The sequence below is a fragment of the Devosia algicola genome (assembly GCF_028816455.1).
GTDB lineage: Bacteria > Pseudomonadota > Alphaproteobacteria > Rhizobiales > Devosiaceae > Devosia > Devosia algicola.
Window position 1 is genome coordinate 162,401 of sequence record NZ_CP118246.1, and the last position, 18,519, is coordinate 180,919.

At 58.7% G+C, this 18,519-nt stretch carries 12 protein-coding genes and 3 pseudogenes; 3 read left to right on the forward strand and 12 right to left on the reverse strand.

The window, feature by feature from the left end; genetic code table 11:
* Window positions 1–66: 66 nt before the first annotated feature.
* From cysQ to PSQ19_RS00935, 6 genes and pseudogenes are all read right to left on the reverse strand, one after another.
* A complete protein-coding gene (cysQ, locus tag PSQ19_RS00905; RefSeq protein WP_282219228.1) occupies window positions 67–873 on the reverse strand; it encodes a 3'(2'),5'-bisphosphate nucleotidase CysQ in 807 nt (268 codons plus the stop codon).
* A pseudogene (gene nadC, locus PSQ19_RS00910) lies at window positions 870–1,746 on the reverse strand (carboxylating nicotinate-nucleotide diphosphorylase). The gene cysQ and the pseudogene nadC overlap by 4 nt, the downstream one beginning before the upstream one ends.
* A 122-nt stretch (window positions 1,747–1,868) precedes the next feature.
* Window positions 1,869–3,116: an AGE family epimerase/isomerase gene (locus tag PSQ19_RS00915; RefSeq protein WP_407649188.1), complete on the reverse strand. Its 1,248-nt coding sequence runs from the start codon at window positions 3,114–3,116 to the stop codon at window positions 1,869–1,871.
* A 127-nt stretch (window positions 3,117–3,243) separates the two neighbouring features.
* A complete protein-coding gene (locus tag PSQ19_RS00920) occupies window positions 3,244–4,026 on the reverse strand; it encodes a class 1 fructose-bisphosphatase (protein WP_282220766.1) in 783 nt (260 codons plus the stop codon).
* A complete protein-coding gene (locus tag PSQ19_RS00925; RefSeq protein WP_282219230.1) occupies window positions 3,969–5,276 on the reverse strand; it encodes an NAD-glutamate dehydrogenase domain-containing protein in 1,308 nt (435 codons plus the stop codon). The genes PSQ19_RS00920 and PSQ19_RS00925 overlap by 58 nt, the downstream gene beginning before the upstream one ends.
* A gap of 254 nt (window positions 5,277–5,530) precedes the next feature.
* Window positions 5,531–8,971 (reverse strand): annotated as a pseudogene (locus tag PSQ19_RS00935) (NAD-glutamate dehydrogenase); the annotation flags it as partial.
* A 302-nt stretch (window positions 8,972–9,273) separates the two neighbouring features.
* Between PSQ19_RS00935 and PSQ19_RS00940 the strand changes: the two are divergent.
* Both PSQ19_RS00940 and PSQ19_RS00945 read left to right on the forward strand, forming a co-directional pair.
* Window positions 9,274–9,669 (forward strand): PRC-barrel domain-containing protein, encoded by a 396-nt coding sequence (locus tag PSQ19_RS00940; RefSeq protein ID WP_282219232.1) that lies wholly within the window; start codon window positions 9,274–9,276, stop codon window positions 9,667–9,669.
* A gap of 63 nt (window positions 9,670–9,732) precedes the next feature.
* Window positions 9,733–9,990, forward strand: coding sequence for a DUF2934 domain-containing protein (locus PSQ19_RS00945; protein WP_282219233.1), 258 nt, complete (start codon window positions 9,733–9,735; stop codon window positions 9,988–9,990).
* Window positions 9,991–10,003: 13 nt separating this feature from the next.
* Here the strand turns inward: PSQ19_RS00945 and PSQ19_RS00950 are convergent, their stop codons facing one another.
* The 6 genes from PSQ19_RS00950 to PSQ19_RS00975 form a co-directional block, all read right to left on the reverse strand.
* Window positions 10,004–10,963, reverse strand: coding sequence for a nucleoside hydrolase (locus PSQ19_RS00950; RefSeq protein ID WP_282219234.1), 960 nt, complete (start codon window positions 10,961–10,963; stop codon window positions 10,004–10,006).
* An 84-nt stretch (window positions 10,964–11,047) separates the two neighbouring features.
* A complete protein-coding gene (locus PSQ19_RS00955; RefSeq protein ID WP_282219235.1) occupies window positions 11,048–12,805 on the reverse strand; it encodes an ABC transporter ATP-binding protein in 1,758 nt (585 codons plus the stop codon).
* A complete protein-coding gene (locus PSQ19_RS00960; RefSeq protein WP_282219236.1) occupies window positions 12,789–14,534 on the reverse strand; it encodes an ABC transporter ATP-binding protein in 1,746 nt (581 codons plus the stop codon). The genes PSQ19_RS00955 and PSQ19_RS00960 overlap by 17 nt, the downstream gene beginning before the upstream one ends.
* A 99-nt stretch (window positions 14,535–14,633) precedes the next feature.
* On the reverse strand, window positions 14,634–15,389 hold the full coding sequence (locus tag PSQ19_RS00965) for an ABC transporter ATP-binding protein (protein ID WP_282219237.1): 756 nt from the start codon (window positions 15,387–15,389) through the stop codon (window positions 14,634–14,636).
* The gene (locus PSQ19_RS00970; RefSeq protein WP_282219238.1) at window positions 15,383–16,459 is read right to left on the reverse strand and encodes a FecCD family ABC transporter permease; all 1,077 of its coding nucleotides are present in this window, start codon (window positions 16,457–16,459) and stop codon (window positions 15,383–15,385) included. Before PSQ19_RS00970 ends, PSQ19_RS00965 begins: the two co-directional genes overlap by 7 nt.
* Window positions 16,460–16,461: 2 nt before the next feature.
* Entirely contained in the window at window positions 16,462–17,598 is a 1,137-nt protein-coding gene (locus PSQ19_RS00975) for an ABC transporter substrate-binding protein (protein WP_282219239.1), read from the reverse strand.
* Window positions 17,599–17,713: 115 nt separating this feature from the next.
* On the opposite strand from PSQ19_RS00975, the pseudogene PSQ19_RS00980 reads away from it, so the two are divergent.
* Window positions 17,714–18,498, forward strand: a pseudogene (locus tag PSQ19_RS00980) (class I SAM-dependent methyltransferase).
* Window positions 18,499–18,519 lie beyond the last annotated feature (21 nt).

The window sequence follows — 18,519 nt, forward strand, 5'->3', positions numbered from 1 at the left end:
GCGCAAGGGCGCGGGCGCGACCTATGATCTCAATGCGTTAATATCGGGTGTAGATTCCGGCCCGGCTCAGGCGACCAAGTGCACCATCTCGCGCGCCGCCTGTTTGGCCAGTCCGGCGCTGGCAGCCGCGACGAAAAACGGGTTGAGAAAATCGCTGCTGCGCTTGCCATAATGCAAGGGGTGGCCATCGAGCGTCAAAACCACGCCACCGGCAGCCTCGAGTACGGCTTGGCCTGCAGCGGTGTCCCACTCGCAGGTCGGGGTAAATCGCGGATAAAGCTGGGCCTCACCAGCCGCCAGAAGGCAGAATTTCAGCGAGGAGCCAACCGAGACATCCTCAACCACTTTGAGACTGGTGCACAAATGGGTCAGAGCCGCGTGGCCGTGCGAGCGACTGGCAACGATGCGGACCGGGCCATCGGGCTTGACCATTATTGGACGCCTGTTTGCGATGGTGCCGCGTGCAGTATCACCAGTAAAGGCACCCGCCGAACTGCCGACATAGGCAATGCCCGTTACCGGCGCCAGCACCACGCCAATTGTCGGGCGACCATGTTCGATCAGCGCTATATTGACGGTAAACTCGCCATTGCGTTTGATGAATTCCTTGGTGCCATCGAGAGGATCAACGACGAAGTAACGCTCGCCCAGCGCCGGGATGCGCCCCGCCGCCACACTTTCCTCGGCCAGAACGGGCAGGCCGGTGATATCGAGCATTTTGAGAATGATCGCTTCAGCCGCCGCGTCAGCCTCGGTGACTGGCGAGCCATCAGATTTTTGTCGGGCGGCAATGGGGCGTCCATAGATGTCATTGATCACCTTGGCCGCCGCGATGGACGCCTCGACCATCAGATCGATCAGGGATTGGTTCATTGGCGGGAGATCTCGACATCGAGGCCAAGATCAAGCGGCACCGCCGCCATCGTTATCTGGCTGGTGGAAATGAAATCAACACCGGTTTCGGCAATTGACCGAACCCGGTCCAGCTTGACCCCACCCGATGCTTCAAGACGCGCACGGCCCCTGTTTATCGCGACAGCCTCAGCCAATTGTTCATTGTCCATATTGTCGAGCAGCACGATCCGGGCACCGGCGTCCAGCGCTTCATTAAGCCTCGTCAAGGCTTGCAACCTCGATTTCAATCGCCACCAGATGACCGGCATAGGCGGCGGCTGCCTGATAAGCCGCCGTTACGCTGCCCGCCACCGCGATATGATTGTCCTTGATCAGTATCGCATCATCCAGGCCATAGCGGTGGTTGGCACCGCCGCCGCACCGCACCGCATATTTTTCGAAAGCCCGCAAGCCGGGCGTCGTCTTGCGCGTGTCGCAAATTTGCGCCGAGGTGCCCGCCACCGCATCGGCATAGCGCCGTGTGAGGGTGGCAATGCCACTCAAATGATTGAGAAAGTTCAACCCCACGCGTTCCGCTGACATGACCAGACGCGCCGGCCCCTCGATTCGGGCGACCAGCGCACCAGCGGCCACAATATCACCATCGCCCACTTGCGCGTCGAACACCACGCCCTCGCCGATCAGCCGAAATGCCGCCGCCGCCATATCCAGCCCGGCAATGACACCGGCTTCACGCGCACCCAAACGCGCTACGGCCCGATCCTTGGGCGATAGCGTGGCCTGACTGGTCAAATCACCGGCCAGTCCCAAATCCTCTTCGAGTGCCGCCATAACGGCGCGCTCAACGGTCAGGCGCGGCAACTGCGCCGGAAAGCTCTGCTGATGTGACATGGCCAGCCTGTTGTTGCGATATGCCGGACGTTTACGCGCGGTCTGTCGCACTTGCAACAGTGTCGCCGCCCATCGCTATGACGTATCAGCCGTCGCCGTTTACAAACCATGATCGAACGGGTTCAGTAGTGACTGGTATGGTCGGCCTCGATAATGGCGTTCGCCAAGCTCCCGGTAGTCGGATAGAGCGGGATAAGACATGCCTGAAGCGCATGATAAATATCGGGCTTGCCGGTAAACAAGCGGGCGCTGTGACGCAAATCCGTTGTCAGTTCCGAACGCCAGCCGCCCTGTTTGTGGTCGATCATATGATTGGCGGCAAAATCCCACAATTTGCGATACCAGAGTTGAAAGTACTGGTCGCGATCATGATCGCTGAGATAGGCCGCCGCGCCGATGGCCTCGCTCAGCGGCCACCAGAGCTTTTCCGTCATCACCGGCTTGTTGTCCCAATCGAGCGTATAGAAAAAACCGCCATGCTTGTCGTCCCAGCCCAGTTCAATCGAGCGGCGGAACAATTGGCGCGACGCGTCCGTCATCCAGCTCAGCCGCTTATGGCCAAGTGTCCACAATTGCAACAACAGGCGCGACCATTCGAGCCAGTGCCCCGGAGTCGTGCCCGCTGGGCGGAACATTTCATTGCCGAGATAGGTCTTGTCGACTGCCCAGTCGCCATCAAAATGTTCGGCAACGCGATAGTCGAGTGAGGCGGCATGTTTGCCGATGATCAAATCGGCGATCCGCTCGGCCTTGTCCAGATAACTTTTGTCCCCGGTGGCCTGATAGGCCGCCATCAGGGCCTCGGTCATGTGCATGTTGGAGTTCTGGCCATTATACTCGGCAACAGGGGCCCAGTCCGCATTGAACTCTTCGCGCACTGCGCCTCGCTTGTCGTCCCAGAACTTCGCATTGATCACCTCGGTGACGTCTGCCAGCATTTTGTCTGCCAGCTTGTGGCCGGCCAGCTTGGCGCTGGACGCGGCCAAAAGGACAAAGGCATGGCCATAGGCCTGCTTGACGGTATCGACCGGTCCATTGCGATCGCTGGACCAGAAATAGCCGCCATGACGCCCGTCCCGCAGACGATCCCAGATATAGCGCATGCCATGATCAACAATTTCGCCAGAGCCGGGGCGACCGATCAGGGCGCCGATGGCAAAGCAGTGCACCATGCGGGTGGCGGTATGAATCTGGCAGATATTATTGTCGGCATTGAGCGCCTTGCCAGCATCATCAAGTTCGTAAAACCCGCCCGCCGGATCAATCGAGGCTTCCTGGAAAAAGTCGAACAGATCATTGGCCTGGCGCATGAGCCACTGCCGATGAAACGGGCGACCCGTCCACGATGCGGCATTGGTGGTTGGCAGCAATTTGGCATATTCAGTCATCAATAGGCTCCCAAATCGGGGGCGATCCCGATTTTCTGGTGTTCGGCATATGTTTAGCGAGGCAGTCGCAACGATGCAATTTACGGCCCGTATGTCACTTGCGGTCATATCAACCGGTACATCTCGTCTTGGCATAAAGCGCGTCGAGGCGGGCAACTTCCTCTGACGACCCCATGATCACCGGTACACGCTGGTGAATATCGGTTGGTATCACATCCAGAATGCGGCCATGGCCGGTCGAGGCCGCGCCGCCTGCTGCTTCGAGCAACATGCTCATGGGATTGGCCTCGTATAGCAGCCGCAAGCGACCACCTTTGGCGCTGGTTTCGCTGTCGAGCGGATAGAGAAAAATGCCCCCGCGCATCAGAATGCGGTGAATGTCGGCGACCATCGAGCCCACCCAGCGCATATTGTAACGCTCGCCGAGTTCGCCATCTTCGCCCGCCACATTCTGTTCGACATAGGCCTTTGTCGGTTCGTCCCAAAAACGCTGGCGCGCACTATTGATGGCATACTCGACCGACCGGGGCGGCACCTTGACCTCGGCGCGGTCCAGCATGAACACCCCGTCATTGGACAGGGTGAAGGCCGCAGTCGTTCTGCCAAATGTCAACAACAGGCCGGTCGAGGGACCATAGGCGGCATAGCCAGCCGCGAGTTGCTTGGTGCCGGGCTGCAACAGGTCGGGCGCGTTCGGATCGGTTGCCAGAACTGAAAATATCGAGCCTACAGTGACATTTACGTCCAGGTTTGAAGACCCGTCCAGCGGATCGGTTGCGATGGCAAAGTCGCCTTGATTCTGCATGTGAAGTGCTTCATCCAACTCCTCCGAAATCAGAATCGAAATGGCAGCATTCTGGCGTATGTGCTTGATGAATATATCGTTTGAGATGACATCGAGCCTGCTTTTGAGTCTCGCCCTGCACGTTGGTGTGGTCTGTCGCCCCGGCGAGCCCGTCCATCGGCGCGGTGCGCAATATTTTGGCGATTTCGGCGCAGGCTGCGGCAATAGTCAAAACGACGCCGGCCAGTTCGGTCGTCGGGGCCTGCGATTGGAGCCAGTTTTGTAAGGTGGTGGCGGCGGACATGAAACGGCTCCTCGTCGCTTGAACAATGTGTTTGGACCTGTCGCGATTGCCCCGCAATTGGCAAGCGCGACAGGACTACTATGAAGCTCAGGCTCTGTCGCGCCAGATCGCCCAACAGACCGGCGGCAACAGACAGGCGCGATACGCTCAATTGTCCCTGCCGCAACTCGGCAACAGCCGCCGCAGCGCGCTCGATACCCACCGCGCGCGACTGTCGCCAGAGCGACAGCCGGTCGGCCATGCTGCCCTTGCCCGCTGCCAGCACATCAATGGTCAGGTCGCGCTGCGCCCGCATCAGATTGGCCAGTGCCCGGTCAAGTGCCATGCGATCAAAGCGGTCATCCAGCTTGATTGAACGTCCCTGATCGAGGATGGACCAAAGTTCAAAGATTGAGAAGACACCGAAAAAGGCGTGGGCCGCCTCACCGACCGAAACGCCGCCCCGCTCGCTGATCAGTACCACATCGCTGGCGTAGGACAGCACCGGCAACTCGGCGATCCGACGCGCCGTGGAGGCGGGAACGCCTTGCGCCTCGGCCTTCGCCACAGCCGTTTCGATCGCGTCGGTCACGCTGGGAGAAATCAGTTCCGGCATCAAGTCGCGCAAGGTGGCAACGCCCGAAGCATGGCGGGCAATGATCTCGGGCAGGGGCAGGCTCAGATCGCTGTTGCGCAGGAACCACAATACCTCCTGCTGTAGCAGCGAACGCAGCTTTTCATAGAGTTCGAGTTGCGCTGCGCCCGACACTTTGCTGTCCAGCGCATCAACCAGTCCATTGAGTTCGCCCAACCCGTAAATGTCGCGGGTTGCAACATAGGCAATGGCGATATCACCAACCCCGGTGCTGGTTGCTGCCATCAGTTCGGTGACAAACGCCGGACCACCCCGATTGATGATGGCATTGGCCAGAACCGTCGCGATGACCTCGCGCTTCAACCGGTGCGCCTTGACATGCTCAGGAAAGCGCTGATGCAGGGTTTCGGGAAAATACCGGAACAGGCTCATCGCCCAGATAAGGATTGTCGGGCAGGGGAGACTCCAGCAGATCCGCATAAAGCGTCAGCTTGGCATAGGCCAGCAGCACCGCCAACTCGGGGCGGCTGAGCGCCTGTCCCCTGACAGGCTCGCTCCGTAATGGCGATCTCGCCGGGCAGGAACTCAACCTGCCGGTCCAACAGGCCGCGCTGTTCCAGACGGGCGATGAATTCGCGGTGGTCAGGCAACTCCGATAGGCCCGAACGCTCCGCCAATGACAGGGCCAGCGATTGCAAATAATTGTTGCGCAGACAGAGCGCCGCCACTTCCGGGGTCATTTCGGCCAGGAAGCTATTGCGCTGCTCCTGGGTAAAGCTGCCATCGACCAGCAGGGGCGCGACTGCAATCTTGATATTGACTTCAAGGTCGCTCGAATTGACGCCTGCCGAATTATCGATGGCATCTGTATTGATCGCCCCGCCGGCCAGTGCATATTCTATCCGGCCACGTTGGGTAATGCCCAGATTTGCGCCCTCGCCAATTACCTTGGCGCGGATCTGCGTCGCCGGAATACGGATGGCATCATTGGCACGATCACCAGCATCGGCGTTGGTTTCCTGGCTGGAGCGGATATAGGTGCCAATCCCGCCAAACCACAACAGATCAACCGGCGCCGCCAAAATCGCCGACATGATCTCCTGTGGCGTTGCCGCGCTGGCGGCTATGCCGAGCAGTTTCTGCATTTCGGCGCTCACGGGGATCGCCTTGAGCGACCGCGAATATACCCCGCCGCCCGGCGAGATCAGTTTGAGATCATAGTCTTTCCAGCTCGAGCGCGGCAGTTCAAACAGGCGTTGCCGCTCGGCAAAGCTTTTGGCTGCATCGGGGGTGGGGTCGATAAAGATATCGCGGTGGTCAAAGGCCGCCACCAACCTGATCTCGCGCGACAACAGCATGCCATTGCCAAAAACATCGCCCGACATGTCGCCGACGCCGACAACAGTGAAGGGGCTGGTTTGAATATCGCGATCCATCTCGCGGAAATGGCGTTTGACCGCTTCCCACCCGCCGCGCGCGGTAATGCCCATTTCCTTATGGTCATAACCGGCCGAACCGCCAGAGGCGAAGGCATCGCCCAGCCAGTAATTACGCCCGATGGCGATATTGTTGGCGGTGTCGGAAAAACTGGCGGTGCCCTTGTCGGCAGCAACCACCAAATAAGGATCGTCCCCATCCATCCGACGCACATTGTCAGGTGGCGCGACGCTGTCGCCGACCAGATTGTCGGTTACGTCGAGCAACGAGCCGATAAAGATGGTGTAGCTGGCAACGCCCTCCGCCAACACCGCTTCGCGGGCGAGACCGGCGGTGGAGCGCTTGGGGAAGAATCCACCCTTGGCCCCAACCGGCACGATAACGGCGTTCTTGACCTGCTGGGCCTTGACCAGGCCCAAAACCTCGGTGCGGAAATCCTCTGGTCGGTCCGACCAGCGAATGCCGCCGCGCGCAATGGCGCCGAAACGCAAATGCACGCCTTCCACGCGCGGCGAATAGACAAAGATCTCGCGGTAGGGGCGCGGGGCGGCCATGCCGTCAACCTTTGCACAGTCAAATTTGATCGCCAGCGCCGGCTTGCGACCGCGGGCATCGTCGCGTTGATAGGCGTTGGTGCGTACCGATGCGTCGATCAGATTGATAAAGCGTCGCACGATGCGGTCTTCGTCCAGCGATGTAACCGCTTCCAGCGTCGTGACCAACGTGTCGCGTGCCGCCCTCGCACTGGCCTCGCGATCCACTGCATCTGGATTGTGCAGCGCGTGAAACAGCTTGACCAATGCCACGGATGCACTCGCCTGTGTGACCATCACCTGGGCCAGATAGCGGTGGCCGTAGGAAATGTTGAGTTGGCGCAAATAGCGCGCCAACGCCCGAAGGAGCGCCACGTCGTCCCAGGCCAGTCCAGCCTTGAGGACCAACCCGTTAAACCCGTCACTTTCCGCCAACCCGTCCCAGACCGCCAGCAAACCGGCCTCAATTGGATCGGCAGCCGTTGCAATGTCGATGGGATGGCCGTCCGCCGCCGCCAGCACCATGTCGTGGATATAGCGATCCACCCCGTCGGTTGGCGTCACGGTGTAGGTGCGTTCGTCGATCACCCGGAAGCCGAAAAATTCGAGCATGGGCACGCGGTCGCTCAGCGGTATGGCGCTGCCGCTGTGATAGAATTTTAGCCCCAAATCGCCTTCGCCCCCCTCGCGATGGCGCAGTTTGATTGCAATCTGGGAGTCATCGCCGAGCCCTTGCAGAACGGCGATATCGTGCAGCCCGTCCTGGGGATTGTTGCGCGACTGATAGGCAGCCGAGAACGCATCGCGATAGGCGACGATGCCAGCGGGGTCGCTGGACGCGGCGATCAGCATGTCGCCAAAGCTGCGGGTCAATTCCTCAACCCTGGCTTCCAACTGCACCCTATCCGGGCGCGGCGTTGGCCCGCCATTGCGCCCGATGATCAGGTGCAGTCGCACCAGGTCGCCTTCTGGGAAATGCGGATAGTAGGCTGAAATCCGGCCATCATAGCGCTCGGCGAGATAGTCATTGACCCGAACGCGTACATCGCTGTCATAGCGATCGCGTGGCAGGAAAATCAGGATCGAAACGAAATTGTCAAACTGGTCGATACGCGGCAACACGCGAACGCGTGGCCGGTCGTATAGTCCGGCGATGGCATGGGCATATTCGGACAGGGCATCGGTTTCGATCTGAAACAGTTCGTCACGCGGATAGGTATCGAGCGCACTCAGCAAGGCGCGACCGGCGTGACTGGTTGGCTCCAGCCCAGACTTGTGCATCACGGCAGTGATTTTCTGGCGGATGAGCGGCACTTCACTATGCGGCATCGCCAGCGCTCTGGAGGTATAAAGCCCCAAGACCCGCAGTTCGCCGCTAACCTGTCCATTATCGTCGTAAAGCTTGATGCCCACATAATCCATATGGGCGCGCCGATGCACGCGGGCCCGGACGTTGGCCTTGGTCACGAGCAGGGGATCACGTGATTTGAGGAACGCCACATGTTGTGGTGTCATTTCGACATAGTCAGGGCCTGAGCGCAGGAATTTCGTGTTGGGGTCGGCCAATATGCCCAGCCCGCTATCGGCGATCGGCTCGAGTTGCATGCCCTCGACCAGCCGGTATTCCCGCGTTCCCAGGAAGGTAAAATTATGCTCGGTCAGCCAGCCAAGAAAATAGACCGCTTCGTCGCGCTGTGCCGCCGCTATGTTGGTGCTCGATTGTTGTAGCGCCGTCGCCGCGCCATTGATGCGGGCGAGCATAGGCTGCCAATCGGCAACGGCCTTGGCGACCTCTGCCATGGCGGTTTCGATCTCGAGACGCAAGGCGACCACATCGATGACCGGGTCAGTATGGATATGCAGCATACTGATCTTGCCGCCGGGCCGCTCGAACACCGGATGGGCGAACATCCGCACCGTGCCGCCAGCCGCGCGCACCGCGCCAAGTACGCTGTCGACGATAAAAGGGGTGTCGGGCGAGACCACATCGATGATCAGTCCGCCATTGTCATCGCTCTCGATAAAGGTCTGGCTGGCCTCCAGCACCTCTGATCCCAGATGCGCCAACGAGCTTTTCAGGATGCGTTCCATGCGTGCCGGGTCAAACCCGATCAGATCGTCCGCGTCGGCGGCATCGACCACCTTGGTCAGAAACGCGGCAAATTCTGGCTCACTGGCTTCCATCGCCTTGGCTCGCGCCAGCATGTCGGCACGTCCACTCAACACCGAATCGCTCAATTGTTGTCTCCCCCAACTGCTGCGGTCAGTCTAGTCGCCCATACCGGCCTGTCAAAAGCCCTTCTGCACTGTCTTGGCTCAATATTTGTGGTTTGGGCGGTTTGTTGCCCGCGCAAACGAAATATCTGGCACCATGAGATGGTCCATTGTGACGCGGTCGACCGAGTTTCCTGCCGCTTGGTACGGTCCCGTACCCGATCAAATTTGCGGAACCTTGTCTGATTTCACGCCGTTGTACCCTCACTTCCACTCAGCAATGGAGAATGACAATGGCAAGCCAATATGCAGATGCCTCGGACAAGAATCCCGACATCAAGGAAAGCCACGATCTGATCGCCAGCGATCGGGTTGAAGGCACCAAGGTTTATTCGCTGCGCGGCGAACATATCGGTCACATTGAGCGCGTTTTGCTCGAAAAACGTAGCGGCAAGGTTTCCTACGCCGTTCTGGCCTTTGGTGGCTTCATGGGCATGGGCCACGAGCATTATCCGCTGCCCTGGTCCAAACTCGACTATGACGAGGACTTGAATGGCTATAGCGTCGATGTGAACAAGGAGCAGCTCGAGGGCGCACCGAAATATCACGATGACGATGATTTTATCTGGACGCCCGAGCGTGGTCGTCAGGTCTATGACTATTATGGTATCGCCCCATATTGGGTCTAGAATACCAATATATGGCCTCGCCCAAACCTTTGGGCGGGGCTTTTAGTCAAACGGATAGTGTCCATGGCGCCCCCTGACGAACCTGAAAATGGCGAAGCCGAAGAAACTGCCTTGGACGACTGGCATCAGGCGATCGCCAACACAGCCTACTTTCTATGGGAGCAGGACGGATCCCCCGAGGGTCTGGCCGATATTTACTGGCAGCGCGCCGAGGAAAAGCACCTGCGCCAGCGCGCCTATGACATCTGGTTGCGCGAGGGGTCACCGCACGGTCGCGAGGGCGATATCTGGCAACGCGCCAGAAAAGCACTGGACAAATAGCCTGCGCCCAAAACTACCGTCCAGAGATGGTCCTTTTGATCAGTGCCATGACTGCGGACGCATCGATTTCAACGCAAACGTCCTGGCTCGGCATCCCGTCCCACGGTCCGGGCGGAAAAAACGTGCCGTCCGGCTTCTGGATGGTCTGGCCCACCGCGATCCCCTCGCACGACACGCGCACCGCACCGCGTCGCATGGTGAACAGTTCGGGCGCCACGACATAAACTGCCGCACAGCTATCATGCACGAACATACCGTCATTGATGACGTGACTGTAAAAGTCGATGTAAAACTGCGAGAGATCAGACAGGAATTGCGCCTTGGGCCCGCCGACCTCGGCGATCTCGGCCATTTCGGCGCGGGTCATTATCGTCTGGTGCGTCACATCAAGACCAATGGCGACGACTTTCCAGGGCGCCGTCATGATTGTATCCGCCGCCTCAGGATCGCCGATAATGTTGGCTTCGGCGGCAGGCGACAGGTTGCCCGGCACGTCAAAGGCACCGCCCATGATGACGACTTGCTTGACCAGATCGACAATATCGGGCGCCAGCGCGATGGCCAAGGCTAGATTGGTCATGCGACCGACGGCAACGATGCTGACCTCGCCGGGATTGGCGCGAATAATGTCGACAATGAACTGTGCCGCCGGGCGCGGATCCGGTTCGATCGAAACGGTCTCGGGAACACCTGCGACATTGCCAAGCCCATTGTCGCCGTGGACAAAAGTCGGCGGCGGCCCCTCGATGCGATCGGGGTGAATGGCCCGGCCAGCGCCGCGCGCCACCGGCGCATCAATGTTCCACAATTGCTTGAGAAACAGCGCGTTGCGCGTGGTGGTCTCGACGGTGGCATTGCCGAAAACGGTCGTGATGCCGAGTAGATCAATATCTGGGTGCAAATCAAGAAACAGCAGCGCCATGGCATCGTCGACACCAGGATCGGTGTCAAAAATCACTTTATGCTGAGCCATGCGGGTTTTCCTGTTTGCGGGTAAACCTGCCCTCTACACGATAAACCGGGTCGGGCGCCAGCCCCTCAACAAAAGCGGCTGCGGCTAGCTGCGCATCTGGCCATTGAGCAACATGTCTACTGCACTCTCCATCGACCCGGCTGGCGTCACGGTCCCGCCATTGACGAAAAATATCTCGTCGGCATTGTTGATGGTGTTGAGCCGGTGGGCGATGATTACAGTGGTCGTTTGCGCGGGCAGGGCGTCCAGAATATCTTCGAGCAGTTTTTCCGTTACAGTATCGATATTGGCGGTAGCTTCATCAAGGATCAGCAGTTGTGGGTTGCGCAATGCCGCCCGCATGAAGGCTATCAACTGCTTTTGCCCAAGACTCATGGCGTCGCCGCTGGCGGATACCGGCGTGTCCAACCCCTGGTCGAACCGGCTCAATAATCGCGAAAGTCCCGCCTCATCCAGCTTTTGGGAAAGCTTGCCGTCGGCCAGATCGGCAAAGGCGGCATTGCCATAACTGATATTGTCACCAACCGTGCCGGTGAACAGGAACGGCTCTTGCAGGATAAAGCCGATGGCGTCGGCGCGTTCCTGGGCGGTGAAGGCACGAATATCGCGCCCATTGAGCCGCACGGTGCCGGCGCTCGGATCGTATAGTCGCGCCATCAGCGAAGCCGTTGTGGTCTTGCCGCCGCCCGTCGGGCCGATCAGCGCATAGGTCTTGCCGCGTTCAAGCGAAAAATTGATGTCAGTCAGGACATCCTGACCACCTGGATAGTGAAAGCTGACACTCTCAAAACCCATGACGGCGTCGCCTTTGGTATTGTCGGACGGCACGACAGCCATGTCCGATTTAAGCGCCAGTACCTCGGAGATGCGGTCAAGCCCTGCCAGAGCCAACTGCAGCGACGCCCAGATGGTCGCTAACTGGCGCAGCGGCATATAAAAATTGGTGACGTATAAAATATAGCCAATCAGCAGGCCCGTGGTCAGTTCACCATTGCTGATCAGCACGATGCCATAAGCCAGAACGATCAGCGTGCCCAGATTGGCGGCAAGCCCGTAGAGCGGCAAAAAGATATTGCTGGCGACCCCGGCCTTGACGGAGGCGGCGTAATTGGCCTGGTTGGCACCGGCGAACTTGTCGCGGAAATAGTCAAGCCGGTTGAAGGCAACAATGACCTTGAAATTGGCCAGGCTCTCCTGAATTTCGCCACTGAGTCCGCCGAGCGTTTGCAGGCTCGCAAAGCTGGTGCGCTTGACCCAGCCGCTGAGCAATCTGGTGGCGCCTAACACCACGATGGCCGGCACCAGCGCCGCCAGTCCCAGCCGGGGGTTCAGGCTCACCAGCAAAATGCCCGCCCCCACGATCAACGCCGCATTGGACAGGAACTGCATCAGCGCCTGAGCGAAAAACTGGTTGATCTTGTCGGTATCATTATTGATGCGCGAAATCAGGTCGCCCGATTTGTTCTGGTTGAAAAAGGCGACCGGCAATTCCTGCAACTTGGTGAATATGGCATTGCGCAGGTTAAACAGGATGCGCCTGCCGACCCGGCCCATGGTGCGGCTTTGAACATAGGATGAAACCAGCCCGATCAGATAGATTCCGAGCAATATCCCCGACCAGACAAACACGCCCTGATAGTCTCCCGTCGCGATGAATCGATCAACGATATGGGCAATGATCAGGGGCGCCGTCAGCGTTGTCGACGAGGAGACGATGATGGCGAAAAAAGCCAGCGCCACATTGCGCCCTTCACCTGCCATGACCGGCAACAGGCGCGTCAGCCCGACGCGCAGCGGCTCTTTGGACTGGTTGGTGTCCTTGGTGTTAAGCCTGTAATGCATAGTCGTCTGTGCTTTGCTGCGAATTGTGGATCTGCACATATTCTGGTGAGGTGTGGATCAGTTCGGCATGCGTGCCGACGGCAAGCGCTGCGCCCTCCATCAACACCACCACCTGATCATAGTCTTCTATCGGGCCGATTTTCTGGGTAACCGATACCAGGGTCAGCCCCGGATAATTGGCCGCAACGTTGGCCAAGATCTTGCGCTCGGTGCGGGTATCAACACGCGCGGTAAAATCGTCGAGCAACAACACCTTGGGATTGAGCGCCAGCGCCCGCGCCAGCATGATGCGCTGTTTTTGACCACCCGACAGGCTGGTGCCGCGTTCGGAAATGATTGTATCGAGACCGCCGGGCAGGGAGGCGACAAAATCCTGCAACTCGGCGGTGCGAACCGCCAGGTCGATGCTGCTATCATCCACGGTATTGGAAAAGGCGATATTTTCCCGCAGGCTGAGGGCAAAGGTCACACTGTCCTGAAACACAAGCCCGACCTGCTGGTGCAACGCCTGCCTGTCATAGTCAGTGATAGTGTGTCCGTCATAGCGAACATGCCCGCTTTCCGGGGCAATCAGGCCACTCATGGCATATAGCAACTGGGTCTTGCCCGCCGCTGTCGGGCCGATGACGGCGGTGCGCGTACCCGCAGGCACCGAAAAGCTCACATTGTCGAGCGCCAGTTTGTCGCCATAGCGCACCGTCAGGGCGCTGACCTCAATATCGCCACGCAAGGCTTTGTCGCGCGCGCCCCATGGTTCGGGCGGTGGGCTGGCCAGCACCGTTCCGATGCGCTCGTAGGAGGCCGAGGCCTGCGCCACCACATTGCTCATGAAGCCGATGATCAGGATGGGAAAAATCAAAATGCCCAGATAGCTGTTGAACGCGGTAAAATCGCCCAGCGACATGGTGCCTGAAATCACCAGATGGCCACCAAAGGCGACAATTGCCAGCGTTGCCAGATTGGTCATGAAAATGATGATCGGGATCAGCGCCGAAAACATCCCCACGATCCGCAACCCGATCGCCTTGGATTCGCCATTGGCGGCAATGAATTTGTCATATTCAAGCGCCTGGGAATTGATCAGTCGGATCAGCGACGAGCCAAGAATGCTCTCATTGATGACCTTGTTGAGCCAGTCCAGCGCTTCTTGCCCACTGCGAAACAGCGGGCGTACACGGCTGAGCACAAAAAAGAACGAGAACCCGATGATCGGCACCACCATCAGCACGATCAGCGCCAACTGCCAGTCGATCAGGATCAACAATATACTGGCGCCTAAAATCAGGAACAGCGAGGAAACGATTGACGATATGGCCTGGGAAACAAAGGATTTTACCGCATCGACATCCGAGGTAAGATTGGTCAGCAAACGGGCAGCGGTTACCTTTTGAACATAGGCAAAATCCTGGCCGGATATGGTTGCGATCAGCTTGGCGCGAAGGTCGCGCGCCACCTTCTCTGCCGCGAATGTTTGAACAATCGACTGGCCGTAGGTCAGAACGAAAACACCAGCCGCCAGCCCCAGAAACTGTTCCGTCAGGGTGAGAAGCGAGTAATCGGTCCCCCCGCTATCAATCGCCCGCGAAATCAGTTGCGGGCCGACCAGATTAAGCGCGTTGCTGGCAATGGTCAGGCCAACAAGCAGGGCAATCCAGCGCCAGTAGGGCGTCAGCAAACTAAGCAGTTTACCTGAGTTGGGACGGGTTCTGACGCTGTTGGATGACGGCATTCGTGCACTATCCGCACTGATTTTGAGTCGGCACATTCCTATCACGCCGCGCCGCCATTGAAACCCGCAACTGTTCGCACGCGACGATTTGCCGGTTGATCAGGCGGCGGCTGTGTCCACGATCACATGGTCCAGGTTGCGCGAACATTTTTCGATCCGCGCCTCGACCCGGTAAATCTGACGCAACATCGTGGCCGTGATAACCGCACTCGGGGCGCCGCAGGCCCGCATCGCGCCCTGATCAATCAGCAGCACAGTGTCGGCAAACCGTAACGCCTGATTGAGGTCATGCAGGGCAATCATCACGATCATCCCGCGCTCGCGGGCCTGTCGGCGCACAAACTCCAGCACTTCGACCTGCCGGTGCAGGTCGAGCGCACTGGTCGGTTCGTCCATCAGCAAAATGTCAGGCTCGCGCACCAGCGCCTGCGCCATTGAAACCAGCTGGCGCTGGCCGCCACTGAGGACGCCCAGATCAAGAAAGCTCAATTCAGCGATATTGAGCGCGTGTAGCACGCCGTCGATATAAACAAGATCATCGTCGGCCACCGACCACGACGATCCTTGCTTGCGCGCCAGCAATAGCGATTCATAAACGCTCAACACCGCATTGGCCGCGCTGTCCTGAGGCATGTAACCGATGGCGTTGCGCCCCTTGCCGCTGCCGGATACGCGCACCGCACCTGGCCCTTTGACCAGTCCGGCAATGCGCTTGAACAGGGTGGATTTTCCTGCAGCATTAGGGCCGATCACCGCCACGACGGCACCGGCGCCAATCGCGGGAACGGACACGCCCGACACGATGGCTTTTCGGCCGTAGGCAGCGCCAACATTGTCCAGCTGCAAACTTACCATGACTTTCTCATCGTTGTGATGATCAGGGAAAAGAAGAAGGGCACACCAACCAGCGCCGTGATGATGCCGATGGGAAACACCACGCCCGGAATGATGGATTTGGAAACAATCGAGGTCAGCGACAATAATAGTGCCCCGGCCAGTACCGAGCCGGGCAGGAAGAACCGTTGATCCTCGCCAAGGATCATCCGCGCGATATGCGGTCCCACCAGCCCGACAAAACCGATTGTGCCAACAAAACTGACCGGTACCGAGGTCAGCAAAGATACCATCAACATTGTTTCAAGCCGAATGCGCCGCACATTGACACCAAAACTGGCGGCCTTGTCGTCGCCCAGCCGGATAGCGGTCAGCGCCCAGGCATTGCGCGCAAACAGGGGAAGCGCGATCAGCAGCACCGCCAGGGTCACCGCGATCTTCGGCCATGTCGCCTTTGCAAGACTGCCCATGGTCCAGAACACCACTGCCGACAGCGCCTGTTCCGAGGCCAGGAATTGTAAAAACGCCAAAAGTGCATTAAAGGTGAAGACCAGTGCAATGCCCAACAGCACGATGGTCTGCACGGAAACCCCGCGCGCCTGCGAAATCAGATAGATGAACAGCGTCGCCCCGAGCGCGGCGACAAAGGCGTTGGCAGGCACAATCAGGCTGGCGGCAACCGGCAGCAACGGCACGCTGGTGACAATGGCCAGCCCTGCACCAAAGCTGGCCGCCGCAGAAATGCCCAGCGTAAACGGACTGGCTAACGGATTCGCCAGTATGGTCTGCATCTGCGCACCGGCCAGTGACAGGGCCGCGCCAACCACAATCGCCATCACCGCAACCGGCAGGCGAATATCCCAGACCACGGTGCGAACCTGATCGGATACGGCACCGGGATCAAATAGCGCGATGATGACCTGATCCAGTCCATAGTGGGCCGGACCCCAGGCCAGATCGATGGCAAAGCTCAAGCATAGGGCCAAGGCCATCAGGCCGAGAATGATCAATTTTCGGCGCGTGTGCACGCGGTACAGCGCGCGCCCGGACAGGGCCGTGATCTCATCGCCATAGGCTTCGATTGCCGCCATGACTAGGCACCATCATCCAGCGAGAGCCAATAGCCAGGCTTGAAGTCAATCGGCAGGAATTTTTCAGAAAATTCCTTGAACGTCGCCTCCGGGTCAAGGTCTCCAAAAGGCTCCGGGTGGAACCATTTGGCCAATTGCTGCACCGCCACAAAGTGATAGGGGCTGTTATAGAACTGGTGCCAGATCGCGTGCACATTATTGGTCTTGAGCGCCGTTGAGCCGGTAAACGCCGGAGCCTCTACCAGCGCCTTGAGCGCCGCTCGGCTCGCATCTGCGACACCCTCTGTGCCCGGACCAACGCTGACAAAGGACTTGCCATTGGCAATATGGGTCCAGTCCGATCCGGTAACCACCACCACATCGGGGTTCGAGGCAATGACCTGTTCTGGATTGATCGAGCCGGTATAGCCGGGCAGGAACTGCGATCCCAGATTATTGCCGCCAGCCATATCCACCATTTTGCCGAAATTGTCGGCGCCGAAAGTGCCGCAGCATTCCACTAACCCGGCGGCCCGATACATGAATACCTCGGGGCGGGGCGGATTATGGGCCGCAATGACGTCGGTGACCCGAGCCAACTGCTCGCGACGGAACTTGATCACCGCTTCGGCGCGATCCTGTGTGCCAAATATCTTGCCCAGAATTTCCAGGCTGGGCTCGGTGTTGGAAAGGATATGCTCGCGAAAATCCACAAAGACTATTTTGACTCCGACACCGTCGAGAACGCTTTGCAACTTGGTCTCGTCGACGGCTTCCCTGGCGCCGATCGGCAGCAACAGCAGATCGGGATGCAGCGCCACTACCGCCTCGGTCTGCAAGGTGCCATCCTCTATATTGCCGACGAAGGGTAGGGCTTTGACCTCTGTAAATTTGGCCGCATATTGATCGAAGCTGGTGACGTCAGTGGTCCACAAATCATTGCGCCAGCCGACAATTTTGGCGAACGGATCGCCTTTGGTCACCGAGGCGATGGCATAAATCATCCGCCCTTCACCCAGAACGATACGCTCAACAGGCTTGTCGAATTTGACTTCACGCCCGGCAATGTCGGTTACGCTGAACGCCTGGGCAAACGCCGGGCCGGCGAACAGGGTGGTCAGTATGATTGCTGAAGTCGAAAGCCGACGTAAAAAGGTCATTTCCATCTCGCAGAATTAGTGCTACGTCGCTGCGATATAAAACATGATGCGTAATATCAAGTTATATCTTTTAGAGCAATTCCAAGGTGATAGCACTTTGACCGACGAGACGAGCATGAGCAGTACCGGCTCAAACTATTCTATTCGCGATGAAATCCAGGCATTTTGGTCCGAGCGTGCCGAAACCTTTGACCAAAGCGTCGGACACGAGATTTTTTCTGACGCCGAGCGGCGGGGCTGGCAGCGGTTACTCGCCAGACATTTGGGCGACGGGGCAGGGCGAAACGCCCTGGATCTGGCCAGCGGCACCGGCGTCATTTCCCATTTGCTGCACGATGCCGGATTTGCCGTCACCGGCGCCGACTGGTCCGAGGCGATGCTTGAACAGGCCCGAAACAAGGCTGCAAATCGGCGTGCCAACATTCGCTTCATTCTGCGCGATGCCGAAAACACCATGGAGCCGCGCCAAAGCTATGATGTCATCACCAATCGCCACCTGGTCTGGACGCTGGTCGACCCCAGAGCCGCCTTTGCCGAATGGTTCGCGCTGCTCAGGCCCGGTGGCAAACTGCTGATCGTTGATGCCAATATGGGCCGGAAGAGCCTGGGTGTCTCATCTGCGCGCCATACTGGAGCGATTGTCGCTGACCCAACCAAGGCAGCATCTGGCCCCGGCGATGGCGGCGCGTCTGGCCACTATTCGCACGCAAGTGCATTTTTCAGGAGCGATGCCTGCCGAGGCGGTGGTTACACTGCTTCAGGACGCAGGATCTCGTCGATCCGGTTATCGACCGCAAACTGGGCGACATCCATTGGGCGCAGGCCCGCAAGATGAAACCGTTGCAGGGGTTGGAGCGGCTGGTGCAGGACCGTTACGCCATTTGCGTCACCAAACCGTAGAGCGGTGCCGCGAATTGATCG